Annotated in this window: 16 protein-coding genes; 11 read left to right on the forward strand and 5 right to left on the reverse strand. The window is 36.4% G+C overall.

The features are described from left to right. Positions 1–37 precede the first annotated feature (37 nt). The 4 genes from LPB86_RS15675 (at position 38) to LPB86_RS15690 (ending at position 2,724) form a co-directional block, all read left to right on the forward strand. The gene (locus tag LPB86_RS15675) at positions 38–673 is read left to right on the forward strand and encodes a DUF3606 domain-containing protein (RefSeq protein WP_230645652.1); all 636 of its coding nucleotides are present in this window, start codon (positions 38–40) and stop codon (positions 671–673) included. Positions 674–753: 80 nt separating this feature from the next. Continuing rightward, the gene (locus LPB86_RS15680) at positions 754–1,530 is read left to right on the forward strand and encodes an Fpg/Nei family DNA glycosylase (RefSeq protein WP_230645654.1); all 777 of its coding nucleotides are present in this window, start codon (positions 754–756) and stop codon (positions 1,528–1,530) included. Positions 1,531–1,545: 15 nt separating this feature from the next. After that, entirely contained in the window at positions 1,546–2,376 is an 831-nt protein-coding gene (locus LPB86_RS15685; protein WP_230645656.1) for an SOS response-associated peptidase, read from the forward strand. Between the two features lie 108 nt (positions 2,377–2,484). Next, positions 2,485–2,724 carry a hypothetical protein gene (locus LPB86_RS15690; RefSeq protein ID WP_230645658.1) on the forward strand — a complete coding sequence of 80 codons (240 nt, stop codon included), beginning with the start codon at positions 2,485–2,487 and terminating at the stop codon, positions 2,722–2,724. Between the two features lie 55 nt (positions 2,725–2,779). Here LPB86_RS15690 and LPB86_RS15695 read toward each other — a convergent pair whose 3' ends face one another. Next, positions 2,780–2,959, reverse strand: a complete 180-nt coding sequence (locus LPB86_RS15695) for a DUF3606 domain-containing protein (protein WP_230645660.1) — start codon at positions 2,957–2,959, stop codon at positions 2,780–2,782. 59 nt (positions 2,960–3,018) lie between these two features. Between LPB86_RS15695 and LPB86_RS15700 the strand changes: the two genes are divergently transcribed. After that, positions 3,019–3,432 (forward strand): hypothetical protein, encoded by a 414-nt coding sequence (locus tag LPB86_RS15700; RefSeq protein WP_230645662.1) that lies wholly within the window; start codon positions 3,019–3,021, stop codon positions 3,430–3,432. An 18-nt stretch (positions 3,433–3,450) separates the two neighbouring features. Here the strand turns inward: LPB86_RS15700 and LPB86_RS15705 are convergent, their stop codons facing one another. After that, a complete protein-coding gene (locus LPB86_RS15705) occupies positions 3,451–3,783 on the reverse strand; it encodes an MGMT family protein (RefSeq protein ID WP_230645664.1) in 333 nt (110 codons plus the stop codon). 890 nt (positions 3,784–4,673) lie between these two features. Here LPB86_RS15705 and LPB86_RS15710 point away from each other — a divergent pair. Beyond that, positions 4,674–5,300: a hypothetical protein gene (locus tag LPB86_RS15710; protein WP_230645666.1), complete on the forward strand. Its 627-nt coding sequence runs from the start codon at positions 4,674–4,676 to the stop codon at positions 5,298–5,300. A gap of 1 nt (position 5,301) precedes the next feature. Here LPB86_RS15710 and LPB86_RS15715 read toward each other — a convergent pair whose 3' ends face one another. Continuing rightward, positions 5,302–5,871, reverse strand: coding sequence for an RNA polymerase sigma factor (locus tag LPB86_RS15715; protein WP_230645668.1), 570 nt, complete (start codon positions 5,869–5,871; stop codon positions 5,302–5,304). Positions 5,872–6,368: 497 nt separating this feature from the next. Here LPB86_RS15715 and LPB86_RS15720 point away from each other — a divergent pair, with 497 nt between their 5' ends. From LPB86_RS15720 to LPB86_RS15740, 5 genes are all read left to right on the forward strand, one after another. After that, a complete protein-coding gene (locus LPB86_RS15720; protein ID WP_230645670.1) occupies positions 6,369–6,947 on the forward strand; it encodes an RNA polymerase sigma-70 factor in 579 nt (192 codons plus the stop codon). 60 nt (positions 6,948–7,007) lie between these two features. Further along, positions 7,008–8,156 carry a FecR family protein gene (locus LPB86_RS15725; RefSeq protein ID WP_230645672.1) on the forward strand — a complete coding sequence of 383 codons (1,149 nt, stop codon included), beginning with the start codon at positions 7,008–7,010 and terminating at the stop codon, positions 8,154–8,156. Positions 8,157–8,363: 207 nt separating this feature from the next. Then, positions 8,364–11,813 carry a SusC/RagA family TonB-linked outer membrane protein gene (locus LPB86_RS15730; protein WP_230645674.1) on the forward strand — a complete coding sequence of 1,150 codons (3,450 nt, stop codon included), beginning with the start codon at positions 8,364–8,366 and terminating at the stop codon, positions 11,811–11,813. Positions 11,814–11,823: 10 nt separating this feature from the next. Continuing rightward, complete coding sequence (locus LPB86_RS15735) at positions 11,824–13,233, forward strand: RagB/SusD family nutrient uptake outer membrane protein (RefSeq protein WP_230645676.1); 1,410 nt, start codon at positions 11,824–11,826, stop codon at positions 13,231–13,233. Positions 13,234–13,238: 5 nt separating this feature from the next. Continuing rightward, complete coding sequence (locus tag LPB86_RS15740) at positions 13,239–14,750, forward strand: TlpA disulfide reductase family protein (RefSeq protein ID WP_230645678.1); 1,512 nt, start codon at positions 13,239–13,241, stop codon at positions 14,748–14,750. An 18-nt stretch (positions 14,751–14,768) separates the two neighbouring features. Here LPB86_RS15740 and LPB86_RS15745 read toward each other — a convergent pair whose 3' ends face one another. Together LPB86_RS15745 and LPB86_RS15750 are read right to left on the reverse strand one after the other, a co-directional pair. Then, positions 14,769–15,107, reverse strand: coding sequence for a hypothetical protein (locus LPB86_RS15745; RefSeq protein ID WP_230645680.1), 339 nt, complete (start codon positions 15,105–15,107; stop codon positions 14,769–14,771). A gap of 117 nt (positions 15,108–15,224) precedes the next feature. Continuing rightward, positions 15,225–15,545 (reverse strand): hypothetical protein, encoded by a 321-nt coding sequence (locus LPB86_RS15750; protein WP_230645682.1) that lies wholly within the window; start codon positions 15,543–15,545, stop codon positions 15,225–15,227. Between the last annotated feature and the right edge of the window lie 34 nt (positions 15,546–15,579).

The raw sequence follows: 15,579 nt of genomic DNA on the forward strand, positions 1-15,579 counted from the left end.
GTGCTAACCTTTTGCCCATTAATCTGTTAATGTATTTATGAAAAACCTTATCGAAAGTTTGCGTCTGCAAATCCCGGAAATCAAGGAAGTTGACCAGAGGTCTGCCACGCATTATTATGTTTTTTTGCAGGGTACTGATGAGCTATTACCTGTGGTCCGGCAGATTGACGAAATGCTGGTTGGCCTGATTACCGAAAACGGCGAGCCGGAGGAGCACTATTCTTTTGACTTGTTTTTCGGTGATGGCACCTGGTGTGCTTTGCAGTATAATGATGAAGAAGTAGTCTATAGTATGGTACTGGAAATAGAGGGAGAACCTGCAAGGCTTCAGATCATGGATTTGAACGGTGCAAGCGGTGATTTTGTGGTCTTCGATGCCCAGCATGAGTCGCTGGGCGTGATACATTGCCAGAATTCCTGGTGTTTTGATGATGCGACCAGCGTGACACATTCCGAAAAAATCAACCCATACCTTGGAGAAATCCTTAATAAGATCCGCATGATCAGGGGGGCGCAGCCAGAGCCAGGAAGGGAATTTTCGATTGATGTAAATGATCAGCAGGAATTGGAGTATTGGGCAGGAAAGTTCCAGATTTCAGCTCAGCATCTGAAAGACAGTATCCATGCGGCAGGGAATTCACTGAAATTGGTGACTAGTTACCTGCAACATTAGTACCTAAAAAAACATTAGCCTGTTATGACAGTTTCGCACAACATTCCTGAATTTACGATATTGACCAATAAAAAATAGTTATGCCTGAATTGCCAGATTTAGAAATCTTTGCCATCAACCTTGAGAAGCAGTTTAAAAATAAAACGCTAGAAAAGGTAAAGGTCGTAGTACATAAAAAACTTAATGTACCTGAAAAGGAGCTTAAAGAGGCACTTGAAGGCCACAAGCTAATGCAAGTCAGCCGCGTTGGCAAAACTTTACAGCTGCATTTTGGTGGAGACAATGTACTTGGGCTACATTTAATGCTGCATGGCAGGTTGCGGCCAGTTGGTGATGAGCCTGTTAAATACCAACTTATACAATTCGTATTTGCCGGAGGTTGTGCTTTTGCATTGACCGATTTTCAAAAGCAGGCAACGCCAACTTTAAATCCACCAGAAAATAAAGTGCCTGATGCACTCTCTGCGGAATTTGACCTTGATTATTTTAAAACAGTTTCAGCCAAAAAGCAAACTACCATTAAGCAAGTGCTAATGGATCAGAAAATTGTACGAGGCATAGGCAATGCATATGCTGATGAAATTCTTTGGAAAGCCCGCATCTCACCCTTGTCAAAGGCTAATAAAATACCAGAATCCAAATTACAAGAATTGTACAAGGCTATTAGCGATCTGTTAAAAAAGGAGATTAAGAATCTCGCTAAGGCGTTGCCAGAGGTTTATGATACAGAGGTCAGGGATTTTCTAGTTATCCACGGGGCGGGCATCAAAAAGAGCCCAACAGGGCATGAAATTAAAGTTGAAACTATTGATGGCCGTAAGGCGTATTATACTGATGAACAGGAATTGTTCGTGTAACTAAAAGAACGGATTATGTGCGCACGCTACTCGTTAACCGCAGAAGAAAAGGAGTTTTTAAAGGGTAATAAATATACGCTACAAGGAACATATACGCCAGACCCCAATATTGCGGTCACGGATGTAGGTTTAGTGATGACCTCAGATGAACCTGACATTGTGCAACGAATGCATTTTAAGCTCATCCCTTATTTTGCAGATGGCCTTGATTATCCTGCGGCAACTTTTAATGCCAGGTATGAAAGCATTACAGAAAAGGATTCCTTTAAAGATGCATGGGCATGGGGTCAAAGGTGTATTATATTAGCGGATGGGTTTACCGAGGTGGAGGAGGTTAGCGATGCAGATAAACGTCCCTGGCGCTTTGTGACAGAACGCAAGACGTTTGGGATTGCTGGTATCTGGGACAAGTGGGAAGATCCGGAAACCGGAGAAGCTTATTATTCATTTGCTATGCTGACTTGTGAAGCGAACCAAATTGTTGGTGAAATACACCCGCAAAATCGCATGGTAGTAATCCTTAGCCTTGCTGGGGAAGACATTTGGCTAAATAAGCAATCAAAAGAAGAAGATCTTTTTGCATTATGTAAACCCTATCCGGATCAGCTGATGAACCGATACCGGGTCAGTAAAAAAAACCTTGCTGTTTCAACAAAAAAAAAGCCCAATAAAGATTTAAGCCTTATAAAGGCTGTTGAGGATGAACCCCGCCAGGAAAGTATGTTTGGCTTTGATAAACCGGCGCCTAAAAAACCTGAACCCAAACCTACCACATGGAACAGTCAGGGAGCTAAAAAGGTTAAGAACCCTAAACAAAAACCTGACGAACCAGGCTTATTTGGTTAAGGCTCGCAAAATGACGTATTGAATTCCATATATTGCTCAGACAAGAAACTATTCATTAAAAAATAGGTTATCTTAGTTACGGTTTAGTACCACATAATTTTAAATTCTATGGAATCATTTCAAATTAATGTAAGTATCGATGGACTACCAGATCAGCTCCGGGTAGTGCCGCTTGAGGTTAGATCGCACGAGGATCAGCATAAGTATGAAATTTACAATGAAGAAGCCTACATGGGTACGGTTTATCCAGATTGTGTAGATGCAGGGCTTTGCTGGTTTTCCAGCGATGACATACCAGAAGATACCCTGGAGAAAATTGGTGAAGCCATAGAACGTTACGATAGGTAACAATCAAATTTACTAACGATTTGCCCCGGATCTTCCGGTGCAAATCAGTTGTGTGTTATTTACCAGAAAGGTATTTTTTAACTTCTGCTCTTGAATTACCAACGGCCTGGATGGCTTCTTTAATTTTAGCTGCCGTTACACCAAATTCTTTGGCCGCATAAGCCACTTCACTGCTATCATTAGCGTCAATTTTACTATCGTCTCTTCCGTCCTGTTTGTTTTTATTGTCTGCCATAGGTTTTAAATATAAGTTCATCATCAGGAACAACCTCAAAGTTAAAGTGTTTTAAAAGAGTGAAACGTAAAAAGGAAATACAAATCAGCGAAGATCTTACCAAGATGGTGGCTGCGCTAAAGCCGTTGAGGTATGAGCGGGGAGGTGCATTCTATTGCACCCTAGAGCATGGTGAATCAAATGTTACTGGTGTAGGCAAATCCTTGAACGAAGCAATTCAACACTGGGAGGCGAACTTGCAGCAGCATTTGGCTACGGCAGGCGTAAACGATGAGATTGTACAGTTTGTGGTCTCCCTATTATCTGATACAGCTGGAGTGGCGGAGCAACCCGACCATGTTAAACCTGTTGTCCAAACAATATCTGGGATGGAAGAACATATTGCCAGCATTGATGATCCAGAAACGGCCAGGCAGGTTAGAGAATTTTATGAACAGTTTCTCCCTTCTAAAAAAAGCAACAAATTACCTTAACCGAATTAACTGACATACTTACAACTCAACTAGTGGGTTCCAGAATTTTCTTTCAAAGTCCTGTACCTGGTCGTCTATAACTATGATCCCTTCTTTTTCTAAAAGCTCCTGCATCTCTGTAGGCGTTTGGTAGTGGTGTTTGCCAGTGAGCAGGCCTGTTCTGTTAACAACACGATGGGCAGGGACATTAAGAGAGGGGTCATGTGCATGCTTCATTGCGGTGCCTACCATTCTAGAAGAGCCGCTCATGCCTAAAGATTTTGCAACAGCGCCATACGTGGTTACTCTGCCCTTAGGTACAAGTTTCACCAATTCGTAAACCTGCTCGTAAAAGTTCGCTGTGTTCTTCATTTAACAAGTAAAAATCTTTGTGGCAAATATTGATTGTGTTTTCAAGCGCATAAAATCATTGTAGAGTTCTTTGTGAATTTATTCCGAATATAAGTAAGTTTTTCATAAGTCTTATTCATTTCTAGTTTGTCCATTAATGTGATAAGACACACTGTATAGCAAAACCAGGATTATTAACCAACTGGTGGATTGCTATAGACGGACGAGACACGTCCGGAGCAAACGCACAGAGAACGCACAGAGAACGCACAGAGAACGCACAGAGAACGCACAGAGAACGCACAGCCGGTGTGTGGTTGTTGTGTGTTTGCTGTTTTTTTAGTCTGAATTTGCTGTTTTGTTCCTGCGGCTACGGTGGAGGTATGATTGTATTATCCTCCCAATTAAGTCTTGGATTGGCTGTTCTGAACTCAAATAGACTATAGTAATGGAACTTGGATGAGTATTTTTGACCAGAACAAAGCGTATAGATTTTCAAACCTATTTTTTTCATTTTCATGCATTACTATGGATTCGAATACAAGCAGTTGTATGTTAATGCTTTTAAATTCGTCAGCATAGTTCGGTGGTATGGATTCAAAATTACCATTTTCTACATACTGAAACCGATTAATATCTTCTTCTAAAAAATCTAACAATTCTATTATTGTATACATACTTATTACGGGTAATGGCTCGCCGGATTACTAACCAATTTGTTAATCCAGAATCTGTTTTTTATTTTTCGGATTACCATTATTTATTTGAAAATAATTTTTCTGATCCGGAATTAGATCGAAAAGAGTCCATTCGATTCATGAATTACCAACCCATCGTTTTTTTATTAAACAAAACATGTATGTTTAAATGTTTGGTAAAATTCTGTATCTTAGGTTTCTAAACGTTTTTCTATGAAAAGTAATAAGTATTCCAAACCAGAGGTCCACCACATATTTTTAAATGGTATTAAATTTTTTCAATCTGCTTTATGTCAGCGATTGAGTGAAATAAAGGATATTATGAATAGTAAAAATTTCCCTGATTTTGCGCCGTCTACAAGATTGATTATAGATGAGGCAGTACAGGATATGGTGACTTTGATTAATATGCAAAAAAAAGTAGCAAAGCTTGGTGATAGATATATACGTATAAATAGGATAGATGCAGTATTTTTACCACAAGATTTTTCTTCCGCTTGCAAAATTGAGGATGAATTCAATGATCCAGTTGCAATGCAACTGGCTGGAGAAATATTCCATTCATGCTTTACAGAACATTATCCTGAAAGAAGAAACTCCGCTCATTTTTTTGCGCAAGCATTTCTTTTTCTACACAGATTAAAATCGTTTATCCTTTTTGGAGAGGATAGGCTTTCTGAAGACTCCGGGCACCAATTTTTGGAGCGTATAAATTACAAAGAAGATGGTTCTGTCGATGTGGATGATCTTGTTTTATTGCCTAAGAAATATTCAATCGGTATTTTTTTAGCCTCGGTTTTAAAAAGCTATCACAAAAGTTTATATGTAAGTCTTGTATAAGCTAATAAAAAAATAAGATCGTTACCTTTATTTTTGTCCGCAGGATTTTTAATACATTACTAATTTGCTTTTTAACTGTTTTGTCAGAAATATCCAGTTTCTCAGCTATTTGCTTATGAGACAAGCCTTCATATCTGCTCAATTCAAACACTTCACGCATTTTTTTTGGCAGGTGGCTTATTTCCGACTCTATCATTGCGCGCAATTCCTTCTCCACATATTTATCGTGAGCAGAATCGTCTACCACTACCAGTTCGGTAAATGAGTTACTATATTTTACCATCACTTTTTTGTGAGCGATGATATCTAGTACCTTGTTTTTAGTAGCGCCATAAAGATAATTATCAATGTTTTCTGTGACTTTAAAATTCGATCCTTGGGCCCATATTGTGGCAAATAAATCTTGCACAACATCTTGCGCCTCTTCTTCGTTTTGCAGCATTCTGTATGCGTGCAAAAATAGCCGATGTTTAAATCGTAGAAAAAGCTCGGAAAACGAAGATATGTTGCCATCTTTTATAAAAGGCAAAAGACCATCGTCAGAGAGTTGTTTGAAGGTTGAGGCATTCATTTTTAATTAATTTAGAATTTTAACAATTTAAAGGCCATGCTACATGGTAGTTACTCCTTTGTTTGCTAAATTACAGTTTTAATTGTGAACTGTGGTAAGAGTTTCATAATTAATTGCTTGTAGAAATGTAATAGGATGTTGCTAACTTACCAGGAATATCATTTGTATATTAAAGAACACTAATATTAATTTGAATAAAATACTAATATAATTAGTTGTTTGTCGAATATCTTTTGTATCTTAGCCTTATTAAAAGTCCTTGCATAAAGATAATGTAAGTGCATTCTTCTGAATATTATCAATTACATTACTGTTCCGGTAGTGGAGAGTCCAAAATAATTTGTCTTTATAAACCCGTACAACTACAGTTGTGCTTAATCAGTTTTTAAAATGAATAGTCTCTTAGCGGCTAATAAAATTTCCTATACTTGTAAACCTGGGGAAAACTACAACTTATTTTTTTGCGTAAATACTTATAGCTTGTAACAATGCGCATAATGGGAACAAGACTCGAATATAAAATACACACTGATGCGGATCTGCTAGCCTTGATCAAGGAGGGGAAAGAAATCGCTTTTGCTGAGCTTTACGAGAGATACTGGGCTCAATTGTATTTATATGCGATGAAAGTATTTCAGGATCCACAAGATGCTGAAGATGCAGTGCAAGAAGTGCTTGCTTATGTATGGAGTAAAAGGGGGGATCACAAAATCACTGGTTCTTTATCTTCATATCTTTATAGTTCTGTTCGATACGCTGCATTGAATATGATCAGAAGAAAAAAAATTCATGATCGATATCTCGATTCGTTTAGTGATTTCTTAGATAAAGGAGCTAATGCTACCGACGATTATATTCAGGAGAAAGAATTAATCAAAAATATTGAAAAAGCTGTGGCAACGCTTCCAAAGAAAATGCGTGAAGTGTTTGAACTGAGCCGAAATGAGCAAATGACTCAAAAAGAAATCGCTACTAAACTAAATTTATCTGATAAAACGGTAAAAAAACAGGTGGTTAATGCATTGAAAATCATTAGGATGAAAATTAGTCAGGTGATGGTGACTTTTTTATTGTAAAAAATCTACTCCCTAGGGCGCGTTTAAGTTCCATCTATATAAATAACCACAAAAGATAAGATGAGAAACCGCCTAACTGAAGAGCTTTGGAATAAATACCTGGATGGTAGTAGCAGCCCGGAAGAGAAAGCTATTTTTGAAAAGTGGCTTTTTCAATATATGAATGCTAACTCGGTTGTTCCTGATGAAAAACAATTGCTTCATGCAAAGGAAAGCATTCGTGATGGATTACTTGAAGTAATGGAGGAAGAGCAGAAGCCAGCTGCCAAATTATGGCCGTTACGCTTGGCTGCTGCAGCCGCAAGTATTGCTGTTGTCCTTTCAGTATTTATATACTTAAATAAAAAGCCAGAGAAGGTTCAGGCCATTGCCTACGCAAATGATGTAAGCCCTGGTACAAACAAAGCATTATTAACATTGGCTGATGGCAGGAGGATTAATTTAAGTTCAGGCAAAACAGGTGTTGTAATAGATGCGAATCAATTAAGTTATAATGACGGTACGCCTTTAGGTAACAACAAAACACTGGATCAACCTTCGAGCTCGGAGCTGTTGACCTTAACTACACCATTTGGGGGGGAGTATCAGGTAAAACTACCAGACGGCTCATTGGTATGGATGAATGCTGGCTCTGTACTGAAATTTCCCAGTAGCTTTGCTAATTTAAAGCAGCGTAAGGTTTACTTGATCGGAGAGGCTTACTTTGAGGTTTCAAAAGATTCCAGGCATCCTTTTGTAGTGCAAAATGATCAACAACAAATCAGGGTGCTTGGTACACATTTTAATGTGTCTAGTTATGCAGATGAGTCAATTGTTAAAACAACCTTATTGGAGGGTTTAGTGGAAGTTTCTATTGTTTCAGCTAAATCGGGCAGTGTTGGAAAAGTAAAAGAAGCCGTTAAAATAGTTCCTGGGCAACAAGCAGCACTAAATGGTAATAATTTACAGGTAACTGAAGTGGATGCAAATAACGCTATTGCCTGGAAAAATGATCAGTTTATTTTTATTGACGAACCTCTTAATAACATTATGAGAAAATTGGCCAAATGGTATAACGTTGACGTAATTTACCAGAATAAAGTCATTGAAAATAAACTGTTTGGAGGAATAGCTTCAAGAAGAATGAAAATCTCTGAAATACTCAATATGCTGCAAATGACTGGAGAAGTAAACTTTAAAATAGAAGGGAGAAAAATTATGGTCAGATAGGTATATACTCCAACTACGCCTCTAAACGAAATGAAATAATACAAGCTTTTTCAAAAAAAGCCAGAAGTGTTTCCCGACACAACTGGCTCAATGCCTGTATTATTAGAAGAATAGCAAACGATCAACTAAACCACAGACGTACAAATGTATAAAATTTACCCTAAACCAAGGTATCCCGAAGGGCTATGCCGTAAAATCCTGCTAATTATGCGACTAACCACCGTAATATTAATTGCTACCATCATGCAGGTAAGTGCATTTAGTTATGCGCAGAAGATGACTTACGTTAATAAAAACGTTTCGTTACAACAGCTATTTAAGGAGATTACGAAACAAACTGGCTACAATGTATTTTGGTATGCTGGTAAAGTAAGTTCAAAGAGCATCATTAACGCTAATTTTAAGCAAGCAACACTAGAAAACGTGTTGGACGTAGCTTTAACCGGGCTACCATTAACCTATGAAATCAATGGTAAAACTGTAGTGATTAAACAAAAGGAAAAGACAGTTTTTGACCGGATCACTTCCCTGTTTGCTTTGATTGACGTTACGGGTAGGGTAGTGGATGAAAATGGAAATCCATTGGTAGGTGCAACGGTAATAGTAAAAGGTAGTTCCAAAATTGCTAAAACGAACGAAGATGGTTATTTCTCTTTGGCTAAAGTAGATGATAAAGCCATATTGATTATTTCTTTTTTAGGATTTGATAGTCAGGAAGTTAAAGCTGTAGAGAATATTGGGACAATTAAACTTGCTTTTGGCTCGGGGAAATTGGAAGAGGTGGAGGTAATAAGTACTGGCTATCAAAATATTCCAAAAGAGAGAGCTGCTGGCAGCTATACAGTCATAGATAATAAGACTTTAAATCGCGTTGTATCTGCCGATCTATTATCTAGGCTGAAGGGGGTTGGAAATGGTATTCTTTTCGACAATCAGACGGGTAATAATTTAGGTCTAAGCGTTCGTGGAAGAAGTACTATTTTTTCAAATGCTTCTCCATTAATTGTAATAGATAATTTTCCTTTTGACGGGGACTTGAATACGATAAACCCTGAAATAGTTGAAAACATAACAGTATTAAAAGACGCTGCTGCCGCTTCGATATGGGGAGTAAGAGCAGGTAACGGTGTAATAATAATTACCACGAAGAAGGGAAGTTATAATCATGTACCTACTATTACTTTAAAGTCTGATTTAACAATTGGAGAAAAGCCAGATCTCTATTATCAAAAACAAATTAATTCAAATGACTTTATAGATATTGAAAAATTTTTATTTGATAAAGGTGCATTTACGGCCTCAATTAATAATGGCTACAGCGTAATATCCCCAGTAGTAGCTATATTACAAAAAATAAAAGTTGATCCTGCTTATGAAACGATAGGAAAGATTGAAATCGAAAAGTTGAGAAATATTGATTATAGAGATCAACAAAAGAAATACTTATACCGCAATGGTTCTCAACAAAGATATTTTATTGATTTGAATGGCGGTGGTTCCAGTCAGACATTTTATTTTTCAGCAGGCTATGATAAAAATCTTCCTAGTTTAAAAACACAATCTGATTCAAGGGTCAGTTTAAAGGGGAGTAATTCATACAGGATACTAAATGGCAAATTAGCTCTATTAACAGATATTGCATTTTCAAAGTCCAAATCAAATAATATACAAATCGGGAGTAATCTTGGGTATCTGCCTTATGAGCAATTAGCTGGCGACAACGGTGAGGCTTTAGAAGTATTAGTTAATGGGGGACTAAGGTCCAGTTATACTGATACTGCTGGTAAAGGAAAGCTCCTTGATTGGAAACTGCGTCCACTCAATGAATTAAAAAACAAAAATTCAACCTCTAATCGAGATCTTACTGATTATCGGTTGAATTTTGGACTGACATATAAGATATTATCCCCATTGGTGCTCTCTCTAAATTATCAATATTACAGTGCCAATTCTAAAATAGAGAATTTAAATAGTATTGGGTCATTTTCTACAAGAGACGCAATTAACAGAGTGACACAAATTAATTCCATTACAGGAGCAGTTACAAGGCCGATTCCTCTTGGTGGTATTTATAATCCGTATTTCCAATCGACAGAGTCAAATGTGGGAAGAGCTCAACTTAATTTTGCTCAAAGTTTCTCCGAAATGCATGAATTCTCCGCTATAGGTGGATTGGAAATTAGAAGCAACAATTTTAAAAGTAACTCATTTTATTTATACGGTTACGATTCTGAAACTGCAACAAGCGTCCAAATAGACCCGGTAAATCAATATAAAAGCTACATAACGGGAGGATTGTCTCAAATTGGACAGCCTCCTAGACAAAATGGTACTACAGACAGGTATGTGTCCTGGTACGGAAATGGATCGTATACGTATAATAAAAGGTATATTGCCTATTTGAGTTATAGAAAAGACAAATCAAACATCTTCGGTGTTAAAGCGAATCAAAAGGGAATTCCACTATGGTCGGCAGCATTGGCCTGGAATATTAATAGAGAAAAGTTTTATAATATTGAGTGGTTACCCTATTTACAGCTAAAAGGGAGCTTTGGTTATAATGGGAATGTGAATAATTCCTTATCCGCCTACCTGACGGCTAAACCTAGTAACACAAATACTTTTACAAATTCTACATATTATGAGATCGTGAACCCTCCTAATGATAATTTAAGATGGGAAAAAGTGAAAAATATAAATTTTGGGTTGAATTTTACTACTAAAGGAGATAGAATTTCCGGTAGCTTGGAATATTACATTAAAAATGGAACAGACTTAATCGGCACTAGTCCTATTGCACCACAAACTGGAATCTCAATTTTTACGGGTAATACAGCTGATACCCATGCTCAGGGTTTTGACATCCAGTTGAACTCGAAAAATTTGCTTGGAGTATTTAAATGGGCGACAACATATATTTTTAATTATAATAAAGATAAAATTACAAATTATAAAATAGGCGTTGGTATGAATTCAAATACTGTTACACAAATCACTTTAGTACCGATAGTTGGCTATCCAATTAATTCTCTTTTTTCTTATAAATGGGGAGGGTTAGATGCTTCTGGGAATCCACAAGGTTATTTTGATGGTAGTTTAAGTAATGATTATACAAAAATTAGTAATTCAAACGATCCTACTCAACTGGAGTTTTTTGGATCCAGAACCCCCACAATATATGGAAGTTTACGAAATACTTTTTCCTTCAGTGGTTTGGAATTTTCTTTTAATATTACTTATAAAACTGGGTTTTACTTCAGGAGGCAATCACTTGATAACTCAGCGCTTTACAATTCCAATTTTATCAATTTTTTACAACCAGATTATGAGAAACGCTGGCAGAATCCAGGTGATGAATTAACTACATCTGTCCCGTCCTTAGTTTACCCTAATAACTTTCTACGTAGTAGTTTTTACAGTAATTCAGCTGTGCTTACTGAGAAGGGTGATTATATTCGTTTACAAGATGTACAAATAAATTATTCAATACCAAAAAAAATAATGAATAAGCTTCTGGTATCTAACCTAAATATTTATGCATATGTGAATAACCTCGGTTTGATTTGGAAAGCTAATAAAGAAGGATTAGATCCAGATGTTAGATCCGGATACCCTAATCCGACCACTTTTGCATTTGGTCTAAAAACTAACTTTTAAATTAATTGAGATGAAAGGTAAAATTACATTTTTAGGGGCTATTGTCTTTGTTCTAACAAATATTAGCTGTACGAAAAGCTTTTTGGATGCAAAACCGAATACAGATATCACACAGCCTATAACCTTGGACGAATTTCAGAAGCTTCTCGATAATACCACAGCAATAAATAGATCAGGAGGATTAGCAATTCTTTCTTGTGATGAATTTCAATATAGTAGTGATGCTCTTTGGTCTTCTGCTCCTACGGCCACAGCAAGAAATTCTTATATATGGACAAAAGATCTTTATGAAGGGGAAATTGTCGATTCTTGGAATATTCCATATACTTCTATATTCTATGCTAATAATGTTATAGAGGGTTTATCGAGAATTGAAATTTCAACCGTTAATACATTACAATGGAATAACATCAAGGGATGGGCTTTATTTGTCAGAGCCTATGCCTATTATGAACTTGTCAGTAATTTCGCTCCTGTTTATGATTCTTCAAACTCATCTAGAGACTTAGCGGTTCCTTTGAGATTAAAACCCTCAATTGACGAATTGCTTCCACGAGCATCTGTTACTATGGTATACAATCAAATTTTAGAAGATCTGAACGAAGCTGTAAATCTACTTGATTTATCACTTCCTATAGCTAGAAGTAGGCCTTCTAAAATTGCTGCCAATGCCCTTTTATCTAAAATATATCTTAGTATGAGAAATTATGAAAAGGCAGAAATTCATGCGGACGCTTGTCTTAGCTCGTACAGCAAGCTGATCGATTACAATTTGCTAAGCAAAACTGCTGCGGCTCCATTTCCAAGAGCACACGACGAACAAATTTATGCAAAAAGTGCAGTAACCAATCAATCATATATTACACGGGGAACTAGTAGTGGTGCAAATACTTATATACAAATAACTTCAGAAGTTCTTGGATTATATGAGCCAAACGATCTTAGAAAAACTATTTATTTCGTTCAACAAACAGATGGCTCCTACGATTTGAAACAGGGGTATTTTGGACCAGGTTTGAATCCCTTTACCGGATTGGCTACAGATGAGGTCTTATTAATTAAAGCCGAATGTTTAGCCCGGCGTGGGGAAATTACTACCGCAATGGACAAATTGGATCAATTGCGAATTAAGCGTTGGAGTCCAAATGCTACCTCGCCAGCCAAAGCATATCAGAATCTAATAGCTGCTGATCCAGTAGATGCTTTAGCTAAAGTATTATTAGAACGTAGAAGGGAACTAGTCTGGCGTGGTGTTAGATGGGACGATTTAAAACGGTTTAATAAAGAAGGAGCTAATATCAGTATTTCACGCTCTGTAAATGGTCAACTCTATACACTACTACCCAATAGTAATAGATATATTTTCCCAATTCCAGATGATGAAATTAGCCTCAGCGGCATCAGTCAAAACGAAAGATAAATAATATGAAAAATCTTACTATAATATTTTACTTGTTTGCGATATGTTCTGTTAGAGCGCAGAAGCAAAATGAATTTAATGAGCCAAATAATATTGTTATTGAGGGGAAAGTTACGGACCCTATGTTTAATTCGGTCCCCGATACGAATATTACTGTTATGCTTTGGGTTACATCATTTCCTTCAAAAATAAATATTGCCCCTACTGAATACTACAGTGTTATAACTAAACCTAATAAACCCTTTAAGTTATCATTTATAGCTCCAGCTAAAAGGTTTTATATTCATATTGGATTTGTACCAAATTCATTCCAAATGTGGTCATCTAGTGACAATATGTATGTTATGGATAAGGATGATCAAATAACTTGCAAATTATCTTGTGCGAATTTTGAATTTTCGGGCAAAGGGTCTGACAAATTCAACTGTCAAAGTGATATTTACCATTACAGATATTTGGCGACTGCTGAAGATATTCAATTTAGAAAAAATCGTCAATTTAATGAGCTATTTGATTATAGAGGTACCAAAAAGGATTCTTTATTAAAACTGAAATTAGAAACGATAGAAAAATATGCTAGGAGTATAGGAAAAGAAACAACCGAATTAATGATTGCTAATAGTTATGGGCAATTATATTATTCTGATCTAAAAGGGGAACGAGGTTCGTATAATGACTTCGAAAGAGTTAAGGCACTCACAAATAGTTCAGAGTATAAAATAAATCTAAATAAATTGAATGATATTAGTCCGAATGTTTTAGTAAGCTCGCCTATTTTTTCAGATTTTCTCTTTGAAAAGGAAGTTGTCCGCAGTATGTTTTGGGCATTTAAAGATGGAAAAGTTGATTTGTCATATGATCGCATGCGGTTTCAGTTTAATTCTATCTTAGAAGACTATTCTGGTCCTATGCGAGAAAAATTACTTACTCTTTTTTTTCTCAACTACAATAAAAATAAAAAATCCATACCTCCTTCTTATTTTAAAGAAGCTATTGCTCAAATACACAATCCTGACTATCAAGAGATTTTACATAACATTCAAAAAACAAATTCGAAGGACACTCCATTTTTCCCATTTGAAATTGAAGATAATAATGGAAAAACATTAAAACTTGTTGACTTCCGTAATAAAGTGGTCATTATGGATTTTTGGTTTACTGGATGTATAAATTGTATTAAACTTAAAAAACACTTAGTACCTCTAGTTGACACATTCAAAGATAATCCTAATGTGAAATTTGTATCAATTAATATTGATAAATCCAAAGAAAGCTGGCTTGAAAGTATAAAAACAAATAATTATACCGACTCTAATTCGATTAACCTTTATGCTGGAGGAGGTCAATTGGCGGATAGAAATTCTAGGCACCCATTAATCAATGCTTATAATATTACATCTTTTCCTACTTTGTTTATTTTAAATAATGGAAAATTGTACGAACCTACTCCTCCTAGAGGAAATATTGTGCAAATGATAAATATCGTTAATAAAGCACTTGAAGATAGGCAGCCTTAGAATATTAACTTTTCCAATTTAAGGAGTAGTTAACGGGCCATAGTATTCTCCCATCCCAGTGGGTTTAAAGCTAGTAGGAGGGGCTGCTAATATTGTAGAAAGATTTATTATAGGACCATAATTTGTAACATCAGAATATTGTTGCAAAAAAGAACAAGGATTTGGACTTAAATCACAGAACTGATCTGGATCATATGTAACGGAGATAAGCTCATAAACTCCGAGTGACGTTTGAACATAGCGATCGCCTGGGTGGAAGTGTTTTTTTTTGTTAACAAATGCGCTTACACTAATTGTTACGCATGCAACAATTAAACCTACAAAGATCATTTTCATAATAACTTTTTCAATTGACAAAAACCACAAATTAAAAGTCACATATATCGATTGACTCTAATAAAACTGACTAAATCCTAACTAATGTAACTTCTATTAGCCATTTAAGGGGCTGCCTCCGGCAGCCCCTTAAAGATATTAAGGAACAAGTGGTCCAGTATACTCACCTTGGTCGCTTGCAACAAAGCTTCCTGCTGGAGCAGAAGTGATTGTTGAAAGATTAATTGTCGAACCATAATTGGTTGGATCAGAGGGTTGTTGTACAAAAGAACAAGGATTTGTGGTAAGGTCACAGAAGCTATCAGGATCATATGAAGCAGTGATCAACTGATAAGTACCTGGAGATGTTTGAACATAACGGTCTCCTGGAAGGAAAGTTTTTGCGTTGGTAAATGCGCTTCCTGCCAATGCTACACCTACAACTAGTAGGCTTAAAGCAACTTTTTTAAAATTTTTCATTGTTAAAAGTTTTGTTATTTTTGTTTAAGATTGC

Origin of the sequence: Pedobacter sp. MC2016-14, assembly GCF_020991475.1 — a bacterium.
Classification (GTDB): Bacteria; Bacteroidota; Bacteroidia; order Sphingobacteriales; family Sphingobacteriaceae; genus Pedobacter.

Bases quoted from the DNA above. Each gene is read 5' to 3' on its own strand.
- LPB86_RS15680 (WP_230645654.1), top strand. From the start codon at position 754: ATGCCTGAATTGCCAGATTTAGAAATCTTTGCCATCAACCTTGAGAAG.
- LPB86_RS15705 (WP_230645664.1), bottom strand. From the start codon at position 3,783: ATGAAGAACACAGCGAACTTTTACGAGCAGGTTTACGAATTGGTGAAA.
- LPB86_RS15690 (WP_230645658.1), top strand. From the start codon at position 2,485: ATGGAATCATTTCAAATTAATGTAAGTATCGATGGACTACCAGATCAG.
- LPB86_RS15715 (WP_230645668.1), bottom strand. From the start codon at position 5,871: ATGAATGCCTCAACCTTCAAACAACTCTCTGACGATGGTCTTTTGCCT.
- LPB86_RS15675 (WP_230645652.1), top strand. From the start codon at position 38: ATGAAAAACCTTATCGAAAGTTTGCGTCTGCAAATCCCGGAAATCAAG.
- LPB86_RS15735 (WP_230645676.1), top strand. From the start codon at position 11,824: ATGAAAGGTAAAATTACATTTTTAGGGGCTATTGTCTTTGTTCTAACA.
- LPB86_RS15730 (WP_230645674.1), top strand. From the start codon at position 8,364: ATGCGACTAACCACCGTAATATTAATTGCTACCATCATGCAGGTAAGT.
- LPB86_RS15685 (WP_230645656.1), top strand. From the start codon at position 1,546: ATGTGCGCACGCTACTCGTTAACCGCAGAAGAAAAGGAGTTTTTAAAG.
- LPB86_RS15695 (WP_230645660.1), bottom strand. From the start codon at position 2,959: ATGGCAGACAATAAAAACAAACAGGACGGAAGAGACGATAGTAAAATT.
- LPB86_RS15710 (WP_230645666.1), top strand. From the start codon at position 4,674: ATGAAAAGTAATAAGTATTCCAAACCAGAGGTCCACCACATATTTTTA.
- LPB86_RS15725 (WP_230645672.1), top strand. From the start codon at position 7,008: ATGAGAAACCGCCTAACTGAAGAGCTTTGGAATAAATACCTGGATGGT.
- LPB86_RS15740 (WP_230645678.1), top strand. From the start codon at position 13,239: ATGAAAAATCTTACTATAATATTTTACTTGTTTGCGATATGTTCTGTT.
- LPB86_RS15720 (WP_230645670.1), top strand. From the start codon at position 6,369: ATGGGAACAAGACTCGAATATAAAATACACACTGATGCGGATCTGCTA.
- LPB86_RS15750 (WP_230645682.1), bottom strand. From the start codon at position 15,545: ATGAAAAATTTTAAAAAAGTTGCTTTAAGCCTACTAGTTGTAGGTGTA.